Origin of the sequence: Agrobacterium pusense (genome assembly GCF_013285525.1) — a bacterium.
In the GTDB taxonomy this organism is placed as follows: Bacteria; Pseudomonadota; Alphaproteobacteria; order Rhizobiales; family Rhizobiaceae; genus Agrobacterium; species Agrobacterium pusense.
Map to the genome: position 1 here is coordinate 1,967,325 of NZ_CP053857.1, position 19,425 is coordinate 1,986,749.

Below are 19,425 nucleotides of genomic sequence, written 5' to 3' on the forward strand. Positions count from 1 at the left end.
CGGGCTTGTCCCGGCCTTTTCATCATGGGACGTGAACTGGCGCGGGGAGTAGATCATGTTACTCAATCACACGGACGAAAAACTGGTGAGGATGGCGAACCAGATTGCGACGTTTTTTCTGTCGCAGCCGGAAGATATCCGTATCGATGGTGTTGCCACCCATATCAACAAGTTCTGGGAACCGCGCATGCGGCGGCGCTTCTTTGAGATGGTGGACGCCGGTCTCGGTGATTTTCTGCCACTCGTGATTGCCGCATCCAGAGAGATCAGAAGGCCAGACGCGCCAGCGGCCGATGCCGTAGGGCTCGGCGAAGACGCAAAGGGCGCACCGGGCGGCAAGGGACCGATTGCGGGAGAATCCCTTTCGGAACCGAGCGTGCCCGAAACAACGCGCGTCTGACGCGTGCGGAAATGAATGAAGCTTGCCGCCGCATGGGAGGACGTTCGGCGGCATCGCTATTCGCCTGGCGGGGCGAATGAAAAATGTCCAGACATTCACGAGGGAGGTAGTGTCAATGGCAGTAGCAGGCGCAACGGCGGGAGAGGCGGCGCAAGCCGGGTTTTTGGACCGCGAACGAATAATCGCAAGACCGGGTTTCAATCGCTGGCTGGTGCCGCCGGCAGCGCTTGCCATTCATTTGTGCATAGGCATGGCCTATGGCTTTAGCGTATTTTGGCTGCCGCTGTCGAAAGCGTTGCCAGCGACGGATCCGAGCTGCTCCAGCCTCACGCTGGTCGCCGCACTGTTTACCACCGAATGCAACTGGCGTGTGGCTGATCTTGGATGGATCTATACGCTTTTCTTCGTGCTTCTCGGCTGCTCGGCGGCTATCTGGGGCGGCTGGCTGGAACGGGTGGGACCGCGCAAGGCGGGCTTCGTTTCCGCTTGCTGCTGGTGCGGCGGCATTCTGGTGGCGGCCGTTGGCGTCATGACCCATCAACTCTGGCTGATGTGGCTGGGAGCGGGTGTCATCGGTGGCGTCGGGCTTGGCCTTGGCTACATCTCGCCGGTGTCCACCCTGATCAAATGGTTCCCGGATCGTCGAGGCATGGCCACGGGCATGGCCATCATGGGTTTCGGCGGTGGCGCGATGATCGGCGCGCCACTCGCTAACCTGCTGATGAATACCTTCAAGACTGAAACCTCTGTCGGCGTCTGGCAGACCTTCGTCGTAATGGCGTTGATATACTTCGTCTTCATGATGGCCGGCGCCTTCGGATATCGCATTCCGCCTGCAGGCTGGCGCCCGGAAGGATGGACGGCACCGGCGGCCAAAAGCGCGATGATCACCACGCGACACGTCCATCTGCGCGACGCGCATAAGACGAAACAGTTCTGGCTGATCTGGGCGGTGCTCTGCCTGAATGTTTCGGCCGGCATCGGTGTCATCGGCATGGCCTCTCCGATGCTGCAGGAAATTTTTGCGGGTTCTCTGATCGGCCTTCCCGGTGTCGGTTTTGCTGATCTCGATGCCGGCCAGAAGGCGCAGATTGCGGCGATTGCTGCCGGCTTCACCGGCCTTCTTTCGCTCTTTAACATTGGCGGCCGCTTTTTCTGGGCCTCCATGTCAGACAAGATCGGCCGCAAGAACACTTATTTCTGCTTCTTCATTCTCGGCATCATTCTTTACGCGCTGGCGCCGACGCTCGCGATGATGGGCAACAAGGCGCTTTTCGTTCTCGCCTTCGGTATCATCCTGTCCATGTATGGCGGCGGTTTCGCCACCATCCCGGCCTATCTTGCGGACATCTTCGGCACGCAGTTCGTCGGCGCAATCCACGGCCGTCTCCTGACGGCATGGGCGACTGCCGGCATCGCCGGTCCCGTGGTCGTCAATTACATCCGCGAGGCGCAGATCGCGGCGGGCGTGGCACCCGGACCCGCACTCTACACAAGCACCATGTATATTCTGGCAGGCATGCTGGCGATCGGCCTCGTGGCCAACGCCTTCGTGCGGCCGCTCTCGGACAAGTGGTTCATGTCGGATTCGGAGGTGGCGGCGCTTCAGGCGAAGACCGCGGCCGCGAATGCCGGGCCGACAGGCTCCTTCGGGATCGGTCGCGGTGGACTGGACGCCAAGGCCGCTCTTGCCTGGGCTGCGGTTGGTATTCCGCTTCTCTGGGGCGTGTGGGTCACGGTAAAAAGCAGTCTGGCGCTATTCGGCTAGGCGTTCCGCCAAAAACTCATGTGCCGGCTCTTGGCCGGCACATGATCGAGCAAGGCGAGGCGGCGCGGTTCGGATCACGTCAGATGAACCGCGCCCCGTTATTTGCGTAATTCGCAGCTGGACGGTGCGGCGCCATCAAGACCAGCTGGCAAGCAGTCCCTCAAGGGTCGCACGGTCCTCTTTATCCAGACGCGCCAGTCCCGGTGCGCGCACCGGGCCAACTTTGAACCCGAGTATGTCCATGGCTTCCTTCACAACGGTCACATTGGCGCCGTTGCGATATTGTGTGCGCAGCCGCTCGAACAATTCGATCTTTTTAACAATCTTCCGTGCAGCCGTAAAATCGCCTGAGGTCAGTGCCTCATGAACCTGCAGCGAAAATTGCGGCGCCACGTTAACGAGGCCGGAGGTGAAGCCGCGCGCACCAACCGCCGCGAAGGCAGCCGCCCAGCTTTCAGCCAGTCCGCAGACATATAGAGCGCCGTCCGGATCGGAAGCGGCAATCGCGCGGGACAGAAGCATGATGTCGGTCGTCGCGAACTTGATGCCGGCGACATTCGGGTGGCTCGCAAGCCGTACCATGTCATCGACCGAAAAGCCGTCCGCCCGGACATAAGCGACCAGCGGCAGTTCGCTGCCTTCAGCGAGGCCGGTAAAGTAGTCGATTTGCGATTGCGGGGCCGCGAAAGGATCGACTGGCTGATGCGACATGACGGCGGATGCGCCCATTTCTTTTGCCTGACGCGCCAAGGAGAGCGCTTCGCGCTGAGAGCGTCCAATAGCCGCCGTGACCGGGGCTTTCCCGCCGACACCTTCTATCGCGGCCTCATAGACCTTCAGAATTTCTGCAGGCGTCAAGGCGTAGAATTCGCCGGTATTGCCTGCCGCGACGATATTATGGATTCCAGCCGTTGCAACGCGTGCGTAAACCTCGGCAGTAACACCGGTCTCCACTTCGCCGCTTGCATCGTAAGCCGTTACCGGAACGCCGGAGATGCCCTTCAGGGCCTGGCGAAAATCGAATGTCGTCATCAACTGTGTTCCTTAAGATCAAAAGTCATCTTCAGATGGAGAATTTGTGAACGGGCGTGCCGGCGACCGGGGCATCGAATGCAACAACCGTACCTGCTGTGGTTATTCCGTCCGTCTCGGTGACGAGACTTGTAAGGTAGATCGTCTTGAGGTCGGGACCGCCGAAACAGGGCATGGTCGGCCCCTTGAACGGCAGCCTGTAGACCTCGAACAATTCGCCGTCCGGTGAAAAGCGGTTGAGACGTCCCGCCTGAACGCCGGCGCTCCAGTAACAGCCTTCGCAATCGGTCGCCGCACCGTCCGGCCTGCCTTCATCCGGCGCGAAATCGTGCAGACGTTCGGCCGGGCCGATCCTGCCGGTCGCAGCGTCGAAATCGAACGCCTGAAGCATGAGGCCGCTGCTGTCGGAATGGTACATGCGTCTGCCGTCCGGGCTCCAGGCAAGTCCGTTCGAAGTGAACATGTCGCCATCGATGATGCGTTCGATGCCACCATCCGGGGCAACGCGATAGAGGCGTGCATTGCCCGTCTGTATCGCGGCCTCATCGCGGGTCCCCACCCAGAAATGGCCGTCCGGGCCGACTTTTCCGTCGTTCAGGCGGCTGTCGGGCCGCCCGCCGTCCGGATCGCACAGAAGATCGAGCTTGCCGCTCGCGGGATTAAGAAGATGCACGCCGGTCCTGAGGCCTGCCACTATCAAGCCATTGTCGCAAAGGCCGAGACAGCCGACCTGGGCGGGCATGTCGTATCTGTCGAGTTTTCCGCCGGGATGCAGGCGGAAAATGGCGGGCGCGAGAATATCGACGAACCAGAGATCGCCGGTTCGCTCGTCCCAGGCAGGCGATTCGCCGACCTTCAACGGGGTATCGATCAAGGAACGGAGCTTCGGTTCTATGATATGCGGCTGGCTCACTGGTTCCTCTCTCTCATCCGCCCATTATGATTCTATTTTCGACAGTGCAGGATGCGGCCTAACTGCCAACGCCCTGAAACATGCGGGCGCGCGCCTTCAATATGTGGTCTTTCATCGCGTCATGCGCAGCCTGCTCCCGTCGCGCAAAAATCGCTTCCACGATTGCCGTGTGCTCGTTCTGGACTTCGCGCACATGCTGCGGCGTCCGCTTGAGGCTGAGGCTGCGTGTCACCGACTGGCCGATTGCGAAATGCGGCTTGAACCAGATCCGCACCGTGATGTGGAACTGGTTGTGGCTCGCCTTCGCGATGGCTTCGTGCAGGGCGAAATCTTCCTCAGCACCGAGATCGTTGCGCTCGAGACATTGTTCCAGCGCGGCAATCGCCTGCTCGATCCGCACCCTGTCAGCGGCCTGCCAGTTGCGCGCCGCAAGCTCAGCCGCGGAAGCCTCCAATCCGGCCCTGAACTCAAAAAAACGCTGCACGTCGGCCAGCGAGCCGACCGGCACCTGTTGCAACACGGAAGAATCCGGCTGCTGGCGTACATAGGAGCCGGATCCCTTTTGCGAAACGATAAGCTCGTCGTTCCGAAGCCGCTCCAGCGCCTCCCGCACGACCGGCCGCGATGCACCGAACAGCGACGCCAGATTCTGTTCCGATGGCAGCCGCTCGTTCACAGGAAACCGCCCGTCCGAAATCATGCCGACGATTTTTTCGTAGATGATGTCGCTCAGCCGAGTTTCGCCTCGAGCGGCGGCAGATGCAGTGTGATTGTCCATCAGCAGCCCTTTCGTTGCAAATCGCTGAAGTTAATGGGTTTCCTGCATTTTAATCGCAACAGAAATACCGGAGTTTTGATGCGCGAGGGGGCTGTCCTGCCGATTTTTTCTTCAAGCCTGATCCTGAAAGCCGGCCTACAGATAAAAAAGATGTAAAAATCTGTCAATACTTGTAATCATCTGAAAACGCCCATATGGTCTGCCCCTGCCGATGGAGGATCGGCTTGCTGGCTGGCCGGGAGGGCCGTCGCGGTTCGGTGAAAGCCGTCTCGCTGCCGGTGATTTTTTGGGAGGATTGTCGATGCGCGATGGCGAAGCATTTTCACTGGGCGTAACGCGCCGAACCTTTATGGCGGGTGTTGGCGGCGTGGCCGCACTTTCCGTCATGGGAGCCTCGGCGCGGGCTGCTGCCGGCAAGCAGGCGCCGGAACTGGAGGCGCTGGTAAAGGACGGCAAATTGCCGCCCTTGGCCGAACGCTTGCCGAAAAATCCGATGGTGGTGACGCCGCACGAGAAAATCGGTACCTATGGCGGCACATTGCGCCGTGGCCTGCGCGGTTCGTCGGACCATAACGGCATCCTGCGCATGGTCGGCAATCAGGGCCTTGTTCGCTGGAACATGGATTTCACCGAGGTTCTGCCGAACCTTGCGGTGAAATGGGAGGTCAACGACGATGCCTCGCAATTCACCTTCCATTTGCTGGAGGGCGCAAAATGGTCGGACGGCCACCCCTTCACCGCCGATGACGTGGTGTTCGCCATCGAGGACTGCATCAAGAACAAGGAGCTTTACAGCGCCACGCCGGCGCAGCTCTCCGTGGCCGGCAAGGCGGTCGATGTCGAAAAAGTCAACGATTTCACGGTAAAGTTCAAATTCGCCGCGCCGAATGCGCTTTATCTCGAAAACCTCGCCACGCCGCTCGGCCAGCATCCGACGCTGTTTCCCAAACACTATTGCAGCAAGTTCCTGCCGAAATACAACATGGCGCTCGATGCTGATGTGAAGGCGGCGGGCGTCTCCAGCTGGACCGAACTGTTCCGCGCCAAATGCGGGGATATCGAAATTCCCTCCCGCTGGTCGAATGTCGACAAGCCGACGCTTGATCCATGGGTGGTGAAGGAGCCTTACTCCGGCGGTGCGACACGGGTGGTCATGACCCGCAACCCATACTTCTGGCAGGTCGATACCGAAGGTAACCAGTTACCCTATATCGACGAAATCAATTTCGGCATTTCGCAGGATGTCGAATCGCTGATGCTGAACGTCATTTCCGGCAAGATCGACATTCAAGAGCGCCATATCAGCGTTCTCGCCAACAAGCCGACCCTGTCGCAGAACATGAAAAAGGGTGACTACCGCCTGCTGACTTTGGTGCCGTCTGCCGCGCAGCAGTGCCAGATTTACCTGAACATCACCCACAAAGACCCGGCAATGCGCAAGATGTTTGCAGACAAGTCTTTCCGTCAGGCATTGTCCATTGCGCTCAACCGGCAGGAAATCATCGACATCGTTTATTTCGGCCAAAGCGAAGGGTATCAGGCCGGGCCACGCCCGACACATCCCTGGTACAATGAAAAGCTCGCGCGGCAATTCACCGAATATGACGCCGACAAGGCGAACGAGCTTCTCGACAAGGCCGGTTACGACAAGAAGAACGGCAACGGCATTCGGCTTCGTCCCGATGGTCAGCCGATCTTCTTCTCCATCGATGTTATCCCGACGCTCTATCCCGATCTGGTCGATGCGTTGGAGCTGGTGAAGGCGCAATGGGCGCAGATCGGCGTCGACATCAAGGTCAATACCATCGAACGCGCGCTCTATTATACACGCGGCGATGACAACGCCCATGATGCCGCCGTCTGGCCCGGTCCCGGCGGTCTCGATCCGATGCTCGACCCGCGCGATTTCTTCGCCTTCCACCCTCAGGGGTCGCGTTACGCCATTCCGTGGGCGCTCTGGTATACATCCAACGGCCAGAAGGGCGAGGAGCCGCCAGAAAGCCAGAAAAAGCGCTTCAAGCTTTTCGATGAGGCGCGCTCCACGGCCGACCTTGCCAAGCGCGGCGAGAAGATGAAGCAGATCTTCGACATTGCGGCGGAAGAGTTCGAAACGATCGGCCTCTGCCTTGCGGTGGGCGGTTTCGGCATCATCCGCAACAATCTGCGCAACGTGCCGGAAACGGAACCCGACAGCTGGACCTGGCCCAATCCCGGCCCGGCGCTGCCGCAACAGTTCACCTTCACAAGCTGATAACGCCACATGGGCGTCGCTGCCGCAACGCGGCGACGCCTCTCAGGTTGTTTCGACCACCCACAGCCCGTCTCTTGAGTGGAAGGCGGTGCGTGCGGCACAATGTGATTGCGAGAACGACATGCTGCTTTTCATCGTAAAACGCCTGCTGTGGATGATACCGTCCCTGTTTGCCGTCAGTTTCCTTGCCTTTGTCCTGATCCAGCTGCCGCCCGGCGACTATGTGACGACCTATATCGCCACACTGGCCGCCTCCAACGAGGTCATCGACCACAATACGGCGGCGCAGCTGCGCGAACGTTTCGGCCTCGATGACCCGATGATCGTGCAATATCTGAAATGGATATGGGGCATCGTCAGCCGCGGCGATTTCGGCATTTCGTTCGAATGGCAGCAGCCGGTTTCAGGCCTCATCTGGGAGCGCATGGCGCTGACGCTGGTTCTGGCCATCGCAAGCCTTCTTGCAACCTGGGCCATCGCGCTTCCCATCGGCGTCTTCTCCGCCGTGCGCAAATATTCGATAGGAGACTATCTCTTCACTGCCTTTTCTTTTTTCGGCCTTTCCATACCCTCGTTCCTGCTGGCGCTGGTGCTGATGTATGTCGCGGCGGTAGAGTTCGGGGCCGATGTCGGCGGGCTGTTTTCCGCGGAATATGAGACCGCCTCGTGGAGCATCGCCAAGATGATGGACCTGATGGCTCATATCTGGCTGCCGGTCGCCATCCTTGCCGTGTCTTCCACCGCAAGCCTCATCCGCGTCATGCGCGCCAATATGCTGGATGAATTGCCCAAGCCCTATGTAACCACGGCGCGGGCGAAGGGATTGTCCGAGTTCAAGCTGCTGACGAAATATCCGCTCAGAATTGCGCTCAATCCGTTCATCTCCACCATCGCATGGCTGCTGCCCAATCTCATTTCGGGCTCGGTGGTCGTCGCCATCGTGCTCAATCTGCCGACGGCCGCGCCGCTGCTTTTGCAGTCGCTGATGGCGCAGGACATGTATCTCGCCGGCGCTTTCGTGCTGCTGATCTGCGCGCTGACGCTGATCGGTTCGCTGATCAGCGACATCCTGCTTGCGCTGGTCGATCCGCGCATCCGGCTCGAATAGGAGGGCGCCATGAGCGATATCACCATGACCACCAATGCCCGGCAGGACCGCGCCGCCGTCGCTTCGCAGTGGCAGCTCATCTGGTGGGCGTTCAAACGCCACAAGCTGGCCATGGCCGCCCTGTTCATCACCATCGCCATGTATATCGTCGCGCTGGTGCCTGGCTTCTTCGCCATCAACGATCCGGTGCTGCAGAATGCCCGCGCCACCTTCCATCCGCCGCAGCGCGTCCACTTCATCGATACGACCGAGGGTTTCTCGCTCGGGCTGCACTATTATCCGCTGAAGCTGACCCGCAATCCGGAGACGCTTGCGGCGGTCTTCGTCGAGGATACGGCGAAGAAAATTCCGGTTCAGCTTTTCGGTCGCGGTTACGAGTATTCCGTGTTCGGCCTGTTCACCACGGACCTCCATCTGCTGGCGTCCACCGATAAAACGCGGCCGCTCTTCCTCTTCGGCGCGGATCGTCTCGGCCGCGATGTCTTCAGTCGCGTTGTGCAGGGCGCGCAGATCTCCCTGTCGATCGGTCTTGTCGGCGTGTTCTTCTCGCTGCTGCTCGGCGTCGTTCTCGGTGGCATATCCGGTTATTACGGCGGCCGCATCGATTTCGTCATGCAGCGCGTAATCGACTTCGTGCTGTCGCTCCCCACCATTCCCATCTGGCTGGCGCTGGCCGCCGCCCTGCCGCAGGGCTGGCCTGCCACGCTGCAATATATGATGATCACCATCATCCTGTCCCTGACCGGTTGGGCGCAGCTCGCCCGTGTCGTGCGCGGCCGGTTCCTGTCGCTCAGGACCGAAGAGTTCGTGGCCGCGGCCCGGTTGGATGGCGTGCCGGAAGGGCGCATCATCTTCCGCCATATGCTGCCGAGCTTTTCGAGCCATATCATCGCTTCGGTCACGCTTGCGGTTCCGGCGATGATCCTTGCGGAAACATCGCTGTCCTTCCTCGGTCTCGGTCTGCAGCCGCCGACGATTTCCTGGGGCGTTTTGCTTCGCGAGGCGCAGAATATCCGCTCGATTGCAACCGCACCCTGGCTGTTCCTGCCCGGTGTGGCTGTCGTTATTGCCGTCATGGCTCTCAATCTGCTCGGCGACGGCCTGCGCGACGCAGCCGACCCCTATAACAAGTGAGGCCCCGGATGAGCGACATTCTTTCCATGAAGCCAGCCAAACCGCTGCTTGAAGTCCGAAATCTGGTCACTGAATTTCCGGTCAGAAACGGCGTTTTCCGGGCCGTCAACGATCTGTCTTTCTCAATCGATCCCGGCAAGACGCTCTGCGTCGTTGGCGAAAGCGGATCCGGCAAATCCGTCACCGCCCGCTCCATCCTGCAGATCATCGACAGTCCCGGTCGCATTGCGTCCGGGTCGATCATCCTCAACCGCGCCGACGGCACCTCTCTGGATCTGGCAAAGCTCGATCCGCGCAGCCGTGCCATCCGCTCGGTGCGCGGCGCTGATATCGCGATGATCTTTCAGGAGCCGATGTCGTCGCTTTCACCCGTGCATACCGTTGGTGACCAGATCACCGAGGTCCTGCGGCTGCACCTCAAGATGAGCAAGGCTGAGGCGCGCGCCGAGGCCATCGAACTGTTGCGGCAGGTGGAAATCCCCAACCCCGAAAAGGCGCTGGATCGCTACGCCTTCCAATATTCGGGCGGCATGCGCCAGCGTGCGATGATCGCCATGGCGCTGGCCTGCAAACCGCAGCTTCTGATCGCCGACGAACCGACGACGGCGCTCGATGTGACGACACAGGCCGAAATCCTCGACCTGATATCGCGGCTGCAAAAGGCGCATGGCATGGCGGTGCTGTTCATCACCCACGATATGGGTGTGGTGGCGCAGATTGCCGACGACGTGCTGGTCATGCACCATGGGGTCGCCAAGGAATATGGAACCGTGGATGAGATATTCCACAATCCGCAGGACCCCTATACCCGCATGTTGATCGGCTCCGTGCTGAAGCTGGAGCAGAAGGCTGAAATCCGGCTCGCGCGACCTCCGCTCGATCTCACGGCCGCGCCGGTGCTCGAAGTGAATGACCTTTCCATGCATTTCGGCGAGATGAAGGCGCTGGATGGCGTGTCGATCAAGCTATTGCCGGGCGAGACGCTCGGCATCGTCGGCGAAAGCGGTTCCGGCAAGACCACGATGGGCCGCTCCATCATGCGCCTTTACGATCCGACCGGCGGCGCGATGCTCTATCGCCGGGCAGATGGCAGCGTGGTCGATCTGGCCAGGATAGAAGGTCCCGAGCTGAAAGCCGCACGGCGTGAGCTGCGCATGGTTTTCCAGGACCCGTTCGGCTCGCTCAATCCGCGCATGACCGTGGCACAGGTCATCGGCGAGCCGTTGCTGGTCAACGGCATTGCCAGGGGCAGGGAGTTGGATGAGCGTGTCTGCGCCCTGATGGAGCAGGTGGGTCTCGATCCGGCCGGACGTGAGCGTTACCCGCACGCCTTTTCCGGCGGCCAGCGCCAGCGCATCGGCATCGCCCGCGCCATAACCCTGAAGCCGCGTATCATCGTGGCGGATGAGGCGACTTCGGCGCTCGATGTTTCGGTGCGGTTCCAGGTGCTGGATCTTTTGATGCGGCTGCAGGACGAGCTGGGGCTCGCCTATATCTTCATCAGTCATGATATCGGCGTCATCCGCTATATGTGCGACCGCGTAGGCGTGATGTATCGCGGCAAGCTGGTGGAAGTGGGAGACGCCGAAAAGGTCTGCAACGCGCCGGATCATCCCTATACGCAGGCGCTTCTTTCCGCCATTCCGCGCCCGGACCCACGCGACCGGGACCGTACCCGCAGATTCCGCTACGTCGAACCATCCGAAGTCAAGAACGGGGCCGTCGCGCGATGATGCCGGGCCTCGCACGCTGCAATTCATGAGGAAGACTGAAGCATGAAAATCGATCGCATGCGGGTATTCGTCACCCGCGACAAGGACCGCCCCCGTGTCATCGTCGCTCTCGATACCGATGACGGTTTGACCGGCTGGGGTGAATGTTACAATCACGGCCCCGATCTCGCCCTGCCGCCGGTACTGGATTACCTCTACGGATTCCTCGCCGGTCAGGATCCGACACGGGTGGAGTATCTCTATAATCTCCTGCTCCAGCAGAACCGCTTTCCGCCTGGAGCGCTCGGTCTGTCGGCGATCTCGGCGCTCGATCATTGCCTCTGGGACCTCGCGGCCAAGGCGGCGGGCGTGCCGGTCTACAAGCTGCTGGGCGGCGAAGTGCGCGACCGTATCAAGGTCTATGCCGGTGTCTACACCGCTCCGGATGCGCCGGCGGCAAAGGAGGAATTCGACCGTCTCAACGAGGATTGGGGCTTCACGGCCTTCAAGCTCAGCCCGTGGCGCCTCGATATCCACGCCCATCGCTGGGGCGAGGTGGTGCGCAGTTCCGCCGAGTATTTCCGTTCGCTTCGCGAAACGGTGCGGCCCGACTACGACATCGCCTTTGACGCCCATGCCAAGATTTTCGAGCCAGCGGCCGCCCGCCAGCTTGGCAATGCGCTTGCCCCTTACGATCCGCTGTTCTTCGAAGAGCCTTTGCGCCCGGAAAACATCGAGATGTGGGGAGACCTGAAACAGGGGCTGAACTGCACGCTGGCAACGGGTGAAAGCCTGTATAATCGCAATGAGTTCCTGCGTCTTCTTCAGGTAAAGGGTGCGGATATCATCCAGCCCGATATCTGCGTCGTCGGCGGCATTTCGGAGATGCGCCGCATCGCCACGCTCGCGGAAGCCCATTTCGTCAGCATCGCGCCGCATAACCCGATGGGACCGCTCGCCACCGCCGTCAACGTGCATTTTTCCGCTGCCCAGCAGAATTTCCGGATTCTCGAATACCGGCTGCCGAAAGGGCAATGCTACGTCTATGGCGGCACCGATCTCGAAAAACGCGAGGACGAAACCCGCTATGTCGTCGACCCCTATCTGCCGAAGGACGGATATCTGGAGCTGAGGCCCGACCGCCCAGGCTGGGGTGTCGAGATGGATGAAAAAGCCATGCAGGAAGATGGCTATGTTCATTGGCAAAGACGGGTGCCGAAACGGCCTGACGGCTCCTATGCCTTCGCCTGAAACGGTTACGATTGCCTGCGGGCGGCTCTCTGCCCGCCTGCGCCCGGCCTGGGGTGGCAGGATGACCCATCTGTGGCACGGGGACTACGGCGATATTCTGGTGCCGACAACGGAGCAGGATTTCGATCCGTTCAACTGGCCGAGGGCCGGCGCATACCCGCTGTTTCCCTATCACAACCGGCTCTATCGCGGGTCCTTCGTCCATACGGGTATCCGGCATGACCTGCTGCCGCATCCGGCGCTTGCGCCTGACGCCATGCATGGCCCGGCTCACCGCCGGCCGTGGGAGATTTCGGACCTGTCTTCGGATCGGGTCGCATTGGCACTGGACTACGAGGCTGACGGAGAGTGGCCGTTTTCCTTCCGCGCCGAGCAGTCTTTCCTGCTGGAAGACGACAGCATGACCGTGGAATTGTCGATAACAAATCGCGCTAATGTGCCTGCGCCGGTGTCGCTGGGCTGGCATCCCTATCTGGCGGCCGGGCTCGGTTGCGATGCGCGGACGGACGCCAAACTGCAATATCCGCTGGACGCGCAGAACGTGCCAACCGGCCAGCCGCCGGCACCTCGCCCGAAACCCGCCATTCCCGCTGCAACGGGATACACATTGCATTTCACCGATTGGTCAAGCGCGCAGGTCGACTTCGACAGGTTTTCACTACGGCTCGAAGCCGATGCGGTTTTCGGCCATCTCGCCGTACACCGCATGGAACGTTATCTCTGTCTTGAACCCGTTTCCATGGCCGCCGGAGCGCTTGGCCTGCCCCAGGCGCAGCGAGAAGGGCAGGGTCTGATGACGGTTGGCCCCGGCGAGCGCCTGTCGGGGCGCATCAGGCTCTCCATCGATCTTCAGGAGGGGTGGGTGCGTCTATAGCGCCCAATCTCCCACCGTTCACCTTTAAAAACGCCACATGCCCATATTTTGAGCGTCAGTTATTGCCGCTTAAAAATAAGCTTGACGACGGCGAAAATTTCTCACCAAATGAACCAATGTAAGATTGGTTCGGTAAATGGTGCGACGTGACGGTGAGCCCCAACGACAACTCCAACTACGCGCTTGCGAAGTTGCGGGAGTACGTTCAGACGCAGGATCTTGCGAAAGACCGTCGCCTGCCCACGGAGCGGGCCTTCGCGGAAACCTTCAATGTCGGCCGTCGTGCGGTTCGTCGCGCCCTTGAGGTTCTGGAAGCCGAAGGCCTCATATGGCGGCGGCAGGGGGCCGGAACCTTTGTGGGTGAAAAACCGGATGATTGGTCCGCCCAGGTCACGGAACTGGTCGCCGGGACGGATTTCATGGAAATCATGGAAGTGCGCCTACGCATCGAGCCGCAGCTGGCGCAGCTCGCGGCCATGCGCGCCAAGCCGGACGAGGTGGAGCGTATGCGCGCCCTTGTCGAAAAGACCGGTCAGAGCACGGATGCCGACGCCAAGGAATTATGGGATGGCTCGCTTCATCGCCAGATTGCCCAGAGCGCTGGCAACAAACTTTTCCTGTCCATCTTCGATGTCATCAACCGCGTGCGTCAGGATGATGCCTGGCAGTCGATACGGGAGCTTGCCCGGCGCAGCGGCGCAAACGGCAGGGCGTCTTTCGAACAGCATATGGCCATTGTCGACGCCATCGCCGACCGTGATCCCGCCAGAGCCGGTGAAGCCATGCGTCAGCATCTTCTCATGCATCAGGAAAGGCTGATCCGCGCCACGTCTCTCGGTTTTCTGGAGGAAGGCGTCGGGAAGGGCGATGCGGCCGAAGCTGTTAGTTCTATGACTGAGGCCTCTTGAGGCCACGGATGAAAACTGCCGCCCCTCACGGGGCGGCCAATGACAAAAAGTCAAAATAACCTGACCAGAGGAACGAACATGAAGAAAATCCAGACATTGACTGCGGCGCTGTTGGCAAGCGTATTTCTGGCCTCGCCAGCGCTATCGTCCGAATTGCGCATCGGCCTCAATGACGATGCCGATGTGCTCGACCCCGCGCAATCGCGCACCTTTGTCGGCCGCATCGTTTACACCGCCATGTGCGACAAGCTGGTTGATATCTCGCAGGACATGAAGATCGTGCCGCAGCTTGCCACCGAATGGGCCTGGTCCGAAGGCGGCAAGGTTCTGACCATGAAAATCCGTGATGGCGTCAAGTTTCACGACGGTGAAACGCTTGATGCGGCGGCTGTCGTCGCCACCATCGAGCGCAACATGACGCTGCCGGAATCCCGCCGCAAGAGCGAGCTGTCCTCCGTCGAGAAGGTCGAGGCGACGGCACCGCTGGAAGTCAAATTCACCTTGAAGACGCCCGACGTTACCCTGCTGGCACAGCTTTCCGACCGCGCCGGCATGATCGTCGCACCGAAAGCGGCGAAGGAACTGGGCGCGAATTTCGGTTCCAAGCCAGTCTGCGCCGGACCGTTCAAATTTGTCGAGCGCATCCAGCAGGATCGCATCGTACTCGAAAAATTTGCTGACTATTGGGACAAAGACAAAATCCTCGTTGACAAGGTCGTCTACCTGCCGATCCCCGACACCACGGTGAAGCTTGCGAATCTTCGTGCCGGCGATCTCGATATCGCCGAGCGCATTTCGGCTTCCGATGCGGAATCCGTCAAGAGTGACCCCAAATTGAACTATGCCGATGTCATCGGACCGGGCTACATGGCCATGTATGTCAACATCAACAATGGGGCACGTGCTGACAATCCGCTCGGCAAGGACAAGCGCCTGCGTCAGGCCTTTTCCCACGCGATCGATCGCGAAGCGATCGGCCAGATTGTTTTTGAAGGCACCTCCAAGGCCGGCAATCAGGCATATCCGCCCACAAGCCCCTGGTTCAACCAGAACCTGCCGGTTCCGCCGCGTGATATCGACAAGGCCAAGCAGTTGATGAAGGAGGCGGGTTATGAGACGCTGGACGTCGAGCTTCAGCACGCCAACAACACAACGCAGACGCAGATGATGCAGGTCATCCAGTCCATGGTGGCGGAGGCCGGCTTCAATGTCACCCTGAAGGCCACGGAATTCGCGACGCTTCTTTCCGAACAGACCGCCGGCAATTATCAGCTCAGCCGCTCCGACTGGTCGGGACGTATCGATCCCGATGGCAACCTGCACCAGTTCGTCACCTGCAAGGGCGGCATCAACGATGTGAAATATTGCAATCCTGAAGTGGACAAGCTGCTGAACGATGCCCGCGCTTCGACCGACGACGCGGTGCGCAAGGAAAAATACGATGCTGCAAGCGTCATCCTCAACGATGACATGCCGATCATCTATCTCGGCCACCAGCCTTATGCCTATGCCATCTCCAAAAAGGTCAAGGACTGGGCGCCTTCGCCTGACGGCATGATCCGCCTTCTCGGCGTTTCCAAGGACTGATCCCTTCGCATAGGCCGCACGGCTTGCCGTGCGGCCGCCAAGACCGGACCAAAACGGGGGCAATGCCATGCCTGTTTATATCGGCAAGCGACTGCTGGTCGCGATCCCGACGCTTCTGATCATTTCCATCTTCGTTTTCTCCCTGCAGAAACTTCTACCAGGCGATCCCATCCTGGCGATGGCTGGCGAGGAGCGCGACCCCGCCACGATCGAATTCCTGCGAGAGAAATACCGTCTTAACGACCCGGTTCCACTCCAATACGTCAACTGGCTGGGCGGCGTGGTAACCGGCGATTTCGGCATTTCGCTACGCACGAACCAGCCGGTTCTGGAACTGATTGGCCAGAAGCTGCCGGTGACCATTCAGCTGGCTGTCATGGCGATGTTCTTTGCGATGATCATCGGCATTCCCATCGGCATTCTGGCCGCCGTCAAGAAGAATACGTGGATTGACTACACGGCCAATATCGTGGCGCTTTCCGGCCTGTCCATCCCGAATTTCTGGCTCGGCATCATGCTCATTCTGCTGGTATCGGTGAAACTCGGCTGGCTACCGGCATCGGGTTATGAATCGATCTTCGTAGACCCTGTCCGCTCTATCGAAACCATGATCATGCCCGCCTTCGTGCTGGGCAATGCACTGGCGGCGACGCTGATGCGCCATACACGTTCGGCGATGGTGGCGGTGTTGAGCTCCGATTACATCCGCACCGCCCGCGCCAAGGGGCTTTCCCCGCGCGAAATCATCCTGTCTCACAGTTTCCGCAACGCGCTTCTGCCCGTTATCACGCTCTTGGCGCTGCTCTTCGGCGAACTGCTGGCCGGTGCGGTTCTGACGGAGCAGATTTTCACCATTCCCGGTTTCGGCAAGATGACGGTCGATGCGGTCTTCACGCGTGACTATGCCGTCGTGCAGGGCATCGTGCTCTGCACCGCCGTCGGCTTCATCCTCATGAACCTCCTGGCCGACATTGCCTATGTCCTGCTCAACCCCCGCCTCAGGGCGACAATCTAAGGCCCTCATATCATGACCGTTCTGGATCAAAGCCTTTCGATACCGGCGACACGGCAGGAAAGCCGCGCCTGGAAAAAGATGAAGCGCAACAAGTCGGCGCTCGCCGGCTTGATCATCGTCGTGTTTTTCGCCGTGCTGGCGATTGCCGCGCCGATATTGCCGATTGCCGACCCCGTCGCGACCAGCTGGTCGGCCATCCGCAAGGCGCCGTCGGCTGCCCACTGGCTCGGCACGGATGATCTCGGCCGCGATATTCTCTCGCGCATGATTTATGGCGCTCGCGCGTCGCTGATGGCCGGCGTCGTCTCCGTCATGATCGCCGTGATGATCGGCGTCCCCTTCGGGTTGATCTCCGGCTATTTCGGTGGCTGGGTGGATATGGTGATCTCCCGGATTACCGAAGCGCTGCTGGCGATGCCGTTCCTGATCATGGCGATTGCGCTTGCCGCCTTCCTCGGCCCGAGCCTTACCAATGCGATGATCGCCATCGGCCTTTCCGCCATGCCGATCTTCGTGCGGCTGACGCGCGGGCAGGTGCTGGCCGTCAAGATGGAGGATTATGTCGAGGGTGCAAGGTCTATCGGCCTCAATCACATCGACATCATGACCCGCTACATCCTGCCGAATGTCTTTGCCCCCATCATCGTGCAGGCGACGCTGACGGTGGCGACCGCCATCATCGCGGAGGCGAGCCTTTCCTTCCTAGGGCTTGGCCAGCAGGCGCCGGCGCCTTCCTGGGGTTCGATGCTCAACATCGCCAAGAACTTCTTGAGCCAGGCGCCATGGATGACGATGTGGCCCGGCATCGCCATCTTCCTCGTCGTCATCGGTTTCAATCTTCTGGGCGATGGTCTGCGCGATGCGCTCGATCCGCGCGAAGCATGATTTTTTACAAGGAATATCGGAATGACTGATTTCACCACACGCCCTGAAATCCTCGGCACCTTCGGCGTTGTCACCTCAACCCACTGGATCGCCTCGGCAGTTGGCATGGCGATCCTTGAGAAGGGCGGCAATGCTTTCGACGCCGCCGTCGCCACCGGCTTCGTGCTGCAGATCGTCGAGCCGCATCTGTGCGGTCCGGGCGGTGATATGCCCGCTGTGTTTTATTCGAAGCAGAAGGACAAGGTGGAGGTCATCTGTGCCCAGGGCCCGGCTCCGAGCGGTGCGACGATTGAACATTATACCTCGGAAGGTCTGAAACTCGTCCCGGGCGACGGGCTGCTTGCCACCGTCATCCCCGGCGCCTTCGATGGCTGGATGCTGATGCTGCGCGACTATGGCACGATGAGCGTGCGCGACGTGCTGGAACCGGCCATCTATTATGCCGAACATGGGCATCCAACGCTGCCGCGTGTCTCTGCCACCATCAAGGGGCTCGCCGATTTCTTCAAAAAGGAATGGCCGACATCCTACGAAACATGGCTGCCGGGCGGGGCCGCACCGGAGCCCCACGCCAATTTTCGTAATCCTGTTCTGGCGGCGACCTATCAGCGGATCATCACTGAAGCTGAAGCGCGTTCTGGCCGCGAAAACCAGATCGAGGCGGCGCGCGATGCCTTCTACCGGGGTTTCGTTGCGGAAGCCATCGACAGTTACGTCAGCACTTCAGAGGTGATGGATGCCAGCGGCACAAGGCACAAGGGTGTGCTGACGGCGGAGGATATGGCCGGGTGGAGCGCTACCGTTGAAGCGCCGCAGACGCTCGATTACCACGACTGGACGATTGCCAAGACGCCAGCCTGGGGGCAGGGTCCGGTCCTGCTGCAATCGCTTGCGCTGCTGAAGGGCTTCGACATTGCGGCCATGGACCCGTCCGGTCCCGATTTCATCCACACCATCGTCGAAGCCATGAAGCTCGCCTTTGCTGACCGCGAGGTCTATTACGGCGATCCGGAATTCGGGCAGATTCCGACGGAATATCTCCTGTCGGAAGGCTATAATGCCGGACGTCGCGCGCTGATTGGCAGCGAGGCCTCGCTGAAGCTGCGCCCAGGCATCGTGCCGGGTTACGAAAAGCAGGTGGACGCGACAATGGCGATGCTGGCGGAAATGAGCGGCAAGGGCACCGTCTACGAGCCGACCATGTCGCATCTGACCGAAAAGCGCGGTGACACCGTGCATATCGATGTCATCGACCGCTGGGGCAACATGGTGTCCACCACCCCGTCGGGCGGCTGGCTGCAGTCGTCTCCCATCGTGCCGGGCCTCGGTTTCGCGCTCAATTCCCGCGCCCAGATGTTCTGGCTGAAGGAAGGCCTGCCGACCTCGCTTGCGCCGGGTAAACGCCCGCGCACCACATTGACGCCCTCGCTTGCGCTGCATCAGGGCCGGCCTTCCATGGTCTTCGGTACGCCGGGCGGCGACCAGCAGGACCAGTGGCAGCTGCCCTTCTTCCTGCGTTATGCCCACCACGGCAAGAACCTGCAGGCGTCGATCGATATGCCCTTGTTCCATACCTCGCATTTTCCGGGTTCGTTTTATCCGCGCACCAGTTCACCGGGTGAAATCATGGTGGAGGGCACGGTGGGTGAGGCGACGCTTGCCGAGCTTCGCCGTCGTGGCCACCGGGTTACCGTTGCCGATGCCTGGTCGGTCGGGCGGCTCACCGCCGCGCGCCGCGATGCGGACGGCCTGCTGCGCGCCGCCGCAACACCGCGGTTGATGCAGGCCTATGCGGTGGGGCGGTGAGAC

16 protein-coding genes are annotated in these 19,425 nt (G+C 60.4%); 13 read left to right on the plus strand and 3 right to left on the minus strand.

Features of this window, described 5'->3' with window-relative positions; all coding sequences use genetic code 11:
- Positions 1-55: 55 nt before the first annotated feature.
- Together HQN82_RS22520 and HQN82_RS22525 are read left to right on the plus strand one after the other, a co-directional pair.
- Positions 56-400 (plus strand): formate dehydrogenase subunit delta, encoded by a 345-nt coding sequence (locus tag HQN82_RS22520; RefSeq protein WP_077987577.1) that lies wholly within the window; start codon positions 56-58, stop codon positions 398-400.
- A 115-nt stretch (positions 401-515) separates the two neighbouring features.
- A complete protein-coding gene (locus tag HQN82_RS22525) occupies positions 516-2,168 on the plus strand; it encodes an OFA family MFS transporter (protein ID WP_173615962.1) in 1,653 nt (550 codons plus the stop codon).
- Between the two features lie 135 nt (positions 2,169-2,303).
- Here the strand turns inward: HQN82_RS22525 and HQN82_RS22530 are convergent, their stop codons facing one another.
- From HQN82_RS22530 to HQN82_RS22540, 3 genes are read right to left on the minus strand one after another with little or no spacing between them, the layout of a single operon-like run.
- A complete protein-coding gene (locus tag HQN82_RS22530; RefSeq protein WP_077987579.1) occupies positions 2,304-3,200 on the minus strand; it encodes a dihydrodipicolinate synthase family protein in 897 nt (298 codons plus the stop codon).
- Between the two features lie 31 nt (positions 3,201-3,231).
- Positions 3,232-4,113 carry an SMP-30/gluconolactonase/LRE family protein gene (locus HQN82_RS22535; RefSeq protein ID WP_072493745.1) on the minus strand — a complete coding sequence of 294 codons (882 nt, stop codon included), beginning with the start codon at positions 4,111-4,113 and terminating at the stop codon, positions 3,232-3,234.
- Positions 4,114-4,171: 58 nt separating this feature from the next.
- Positions 4,172-4,891, minus strand: coding sequence for a FadR/GntR family transcriptional regulator (locus HQN82_RS22540; protein ID WP_003521683.1), 720 nt, complete (start codon positions 4,889-4,891; stop codon positions 4,172-4,174).
- Positions 4,892-5,192: 301 nt separating this feature from the next.
- Here HQN82_RS22540 and HQN82_RS22545 point away from each other — a divergent pair, with 301 nt between their 5' ends.
- The 11 genes from HQN82_RS22545 to HQN82_RS22595 all read left to right on the plus strand — a co-directional run bounded on the left by HQN82_RS22545 (position 5,193) and on the right by HQN82_RS22595 (position 19,422).
- Complete coding sequence (locus HQN82_RS22545) at positions 5,193-7,142, plus strand: ABC transporter substrate-binding protein (protein WP_077987600.1); 1,950 nt, start codon at positions 5,193-5,195, stop codon at positions 7,140-7,142.
- 121 nt (positions 7,143-7,263) lie between these two features.
- The gene (locus HQN82_RS22550) at positions 7,264-8,250 is read left to right on the plus strand and encodes an ABC transporter permease (protein ID WP_003521681.1); all 987 of its coding nucleotides are present in this window, start codon (positions 7,264-7,266) and stop codon (positions 8,248-8,250) included.
- Between the two features lie 9 nt (positions 8,251-8,259).
- Positions 8,260-9,384, plus strand: a complete 1,125-nt coding sequence (locus tag HQN82_RS22555; RefSeq protein ID WP_072493744.1) for an ABC transporter permease — start codon at positions 8,260-8,262, stop codon at positions 9,382-9,384.
- Between the two features lie 8 nt (positions 9,385-9,392).
- Positions 9,393-11,117 (plus strand): ABC transporter ATP-binding protein, encoded by a 1,725-nt coding sequence (locus tag HQN82_RS22560; RefSeq protein ID WP_162749715.1) that lies wholly within the window; start codon positions 9,393-9,395, stop codon positions 11,115-11,117.
- Positions 11,118-11,159: 42 nt separating this feature from the next.
- A complete protein-coding gene (locus tag HQN82_RS22565; RefSeq protein WP_022563876.1) occupies positions 11,160-12,347 on the plus strand; it encodes a galactarate dehydratase in 1,188 nt (395 codons plus the stop codon).
- Positions 12,334-13,221: an aldose 1-epimerase gene (locus HQN82_RS22570; protein WP_077987580.1), complete on the plus strand. Its 888-nt coding sequence runs from the start codon at positions 12,334-12,336 to the stop codon at positions 13,219-13,221. The genes HQN82_RS22565 and HQN82_RS22570 overlap by 14 nt, the downstream gene beginning before the upstream one ends.
- Before the next feature lie 146 nt (positions 13,222-13,367).
- Positions 13,368-14,129 (plus strand): FadR/GntR family transcriptional regulator, encoded by a 762-nt coding sequence (locus tag HQN82_RS22575; protein ID WP_173615963.1) that lies wholly within the window; start codon positions 13,368-13,370, stop codon positions 14,127-14,129.
- A gap of 78 nt (positions 14,130-14,207) precedes the next feature.
- A complete protein-coding gene (locus HQN82_RS22580; RefSeq protein ID WP_077987581.1) occupies positions 14,208-15,716 on the plus strand; it encodes an ABC transporter substrate-binding protein in 1,509 nt (502 codons plus the stop codon).
- Between the two features lie 67 nt (positions 15,717-15,783).
- Positions 15,784-16,731, plus strand: coding sequence for an ABC transporter permease (locus HQN82_RS22585; protein WP_006700442.1), 948 nt, complete (start codon positions 15,784-15,786; stop codon positions 16,729-16,731).
- 12 nt (positions 16,732-16,743) lie between these two features.
- Positions 16,744-17,616, plus strand: a complete 873-nt coding sequence (locus HQN82_RS22590) for an ABC transporter permease (RefSeq protein WP_022563880.1) — start codon at positions 16,744-16,746, stop codon at positions 17,614-17,616.
- 21 nt (positions 17,617-17,637) lie between these two features.
- Entirely contained in the window at positions 17,638-19,422 is a 1,785-nt protein-coding gene (locus tag HQN82_RS22595) for a gamma-glutamyltransferase family protein (protein WP_173615964.1), read from the plus strand.
- Positions 19,423-19,425: the final 3 nt, after the last annotated feature.

Bases quoted from the DNA above. Each gene is read 5' to 3' on its own strand.
- HQN82_RS22585 (WP_006700442.1), top strand. From the start codon at position 15,784: ATGCCTGTTTATATCGGCAAGCGACTGCTGGTCGCGATCCCGACGCTT.
- HQN82_RS22590 (WP_022563880.1), top strand. From the start codon at position 16,744: ATGACCGTTCTGGATCAAAGCCTTTCGATACCGGCGACACGGCAGGAA.
- HQN82_RS22520 (WP_077987577.1), top strand. From the start codon at position 56: ATGTTACTCAATCACACGGACGAAAAACTGGTGAGGATGGCGAACCAG.
- HQN82_RS22545 (WP_077987600.1), top strand. From the start codon at position 5,193: ATGCGCGATGGCGAAGCATTTTCACTGGGCGTAACGCGCCGAACCTTT.
- HQN82_RS22530 (WP_077987579.1), bottom strand. From the start codon at position 3,200: ATGACGACATTCGATTTTCGCCAGGCCCTGAAGGGCATCTCCGGCGTT.
- HQN82_RS22565 (WP_022563876.1), top strand. From the start codon at position 11,160: ATGAAAATCGATCGCATGCGGGTATTCGTCACCCGCGACAAGGACCGC.
- HQN82_RS22550 (WP_003521681.1), top strand. From the start codon at position 7,264: ATGCTGCTTTTCATCGTAAAACGCCTGCTGTGGATGATACCGTCCCTG.
- HQN82_RS22525 (WP_173615962.1), top strand. From the start codon at position 516: ATGGCAGTAGCAGGCGCAACGGCGGGAGAGGCGGCGCAAGCCGGGTTT.
- HQN82_RS22540 (WP_003521683.1), bottom strand. From the start codon at position 4,891: ATGGACAATCACACTGCATCTGCCGCCGCTCGAGGCGAAACTCGGCTG.
- HQN82_RS22595 (WP_173615964.1), top strand. From the start codon at position 17,638: ATGACTGATTTCACCACACGCCCTGAAATCCTCGGCACCTTCGGCGTT.
- HQN82_RS22580 (WP_077987581.1), top strand. From the start codon at position 14,208: ATGAAGAAAATCCAGACATTGACTGCGGCGCTGTTGGCAAGCGTATTT.
- HQN82_RS22570 (WP_077987580.1), top strand. From the start codon at position 12,334: ATGCCTTCGCCTGAAACGGTTACGATTGCCTGCGGGCGGCTCTCTGCC.
- HQN82_RS22555 (WP_072493744.1), top strand. From the start codon at position 8,260: ATGAGCGATATCACCATGACCACCAATGCCCGGCAGGACCGCGCCGCC.
- HQN82_RS22560 (WP_162749715.1), top strand. From the start codon at position 9,393: ATGAGCGACATTCTTTCCATGAAGCCAGCCAAACCGCTGCTTGAAGTC.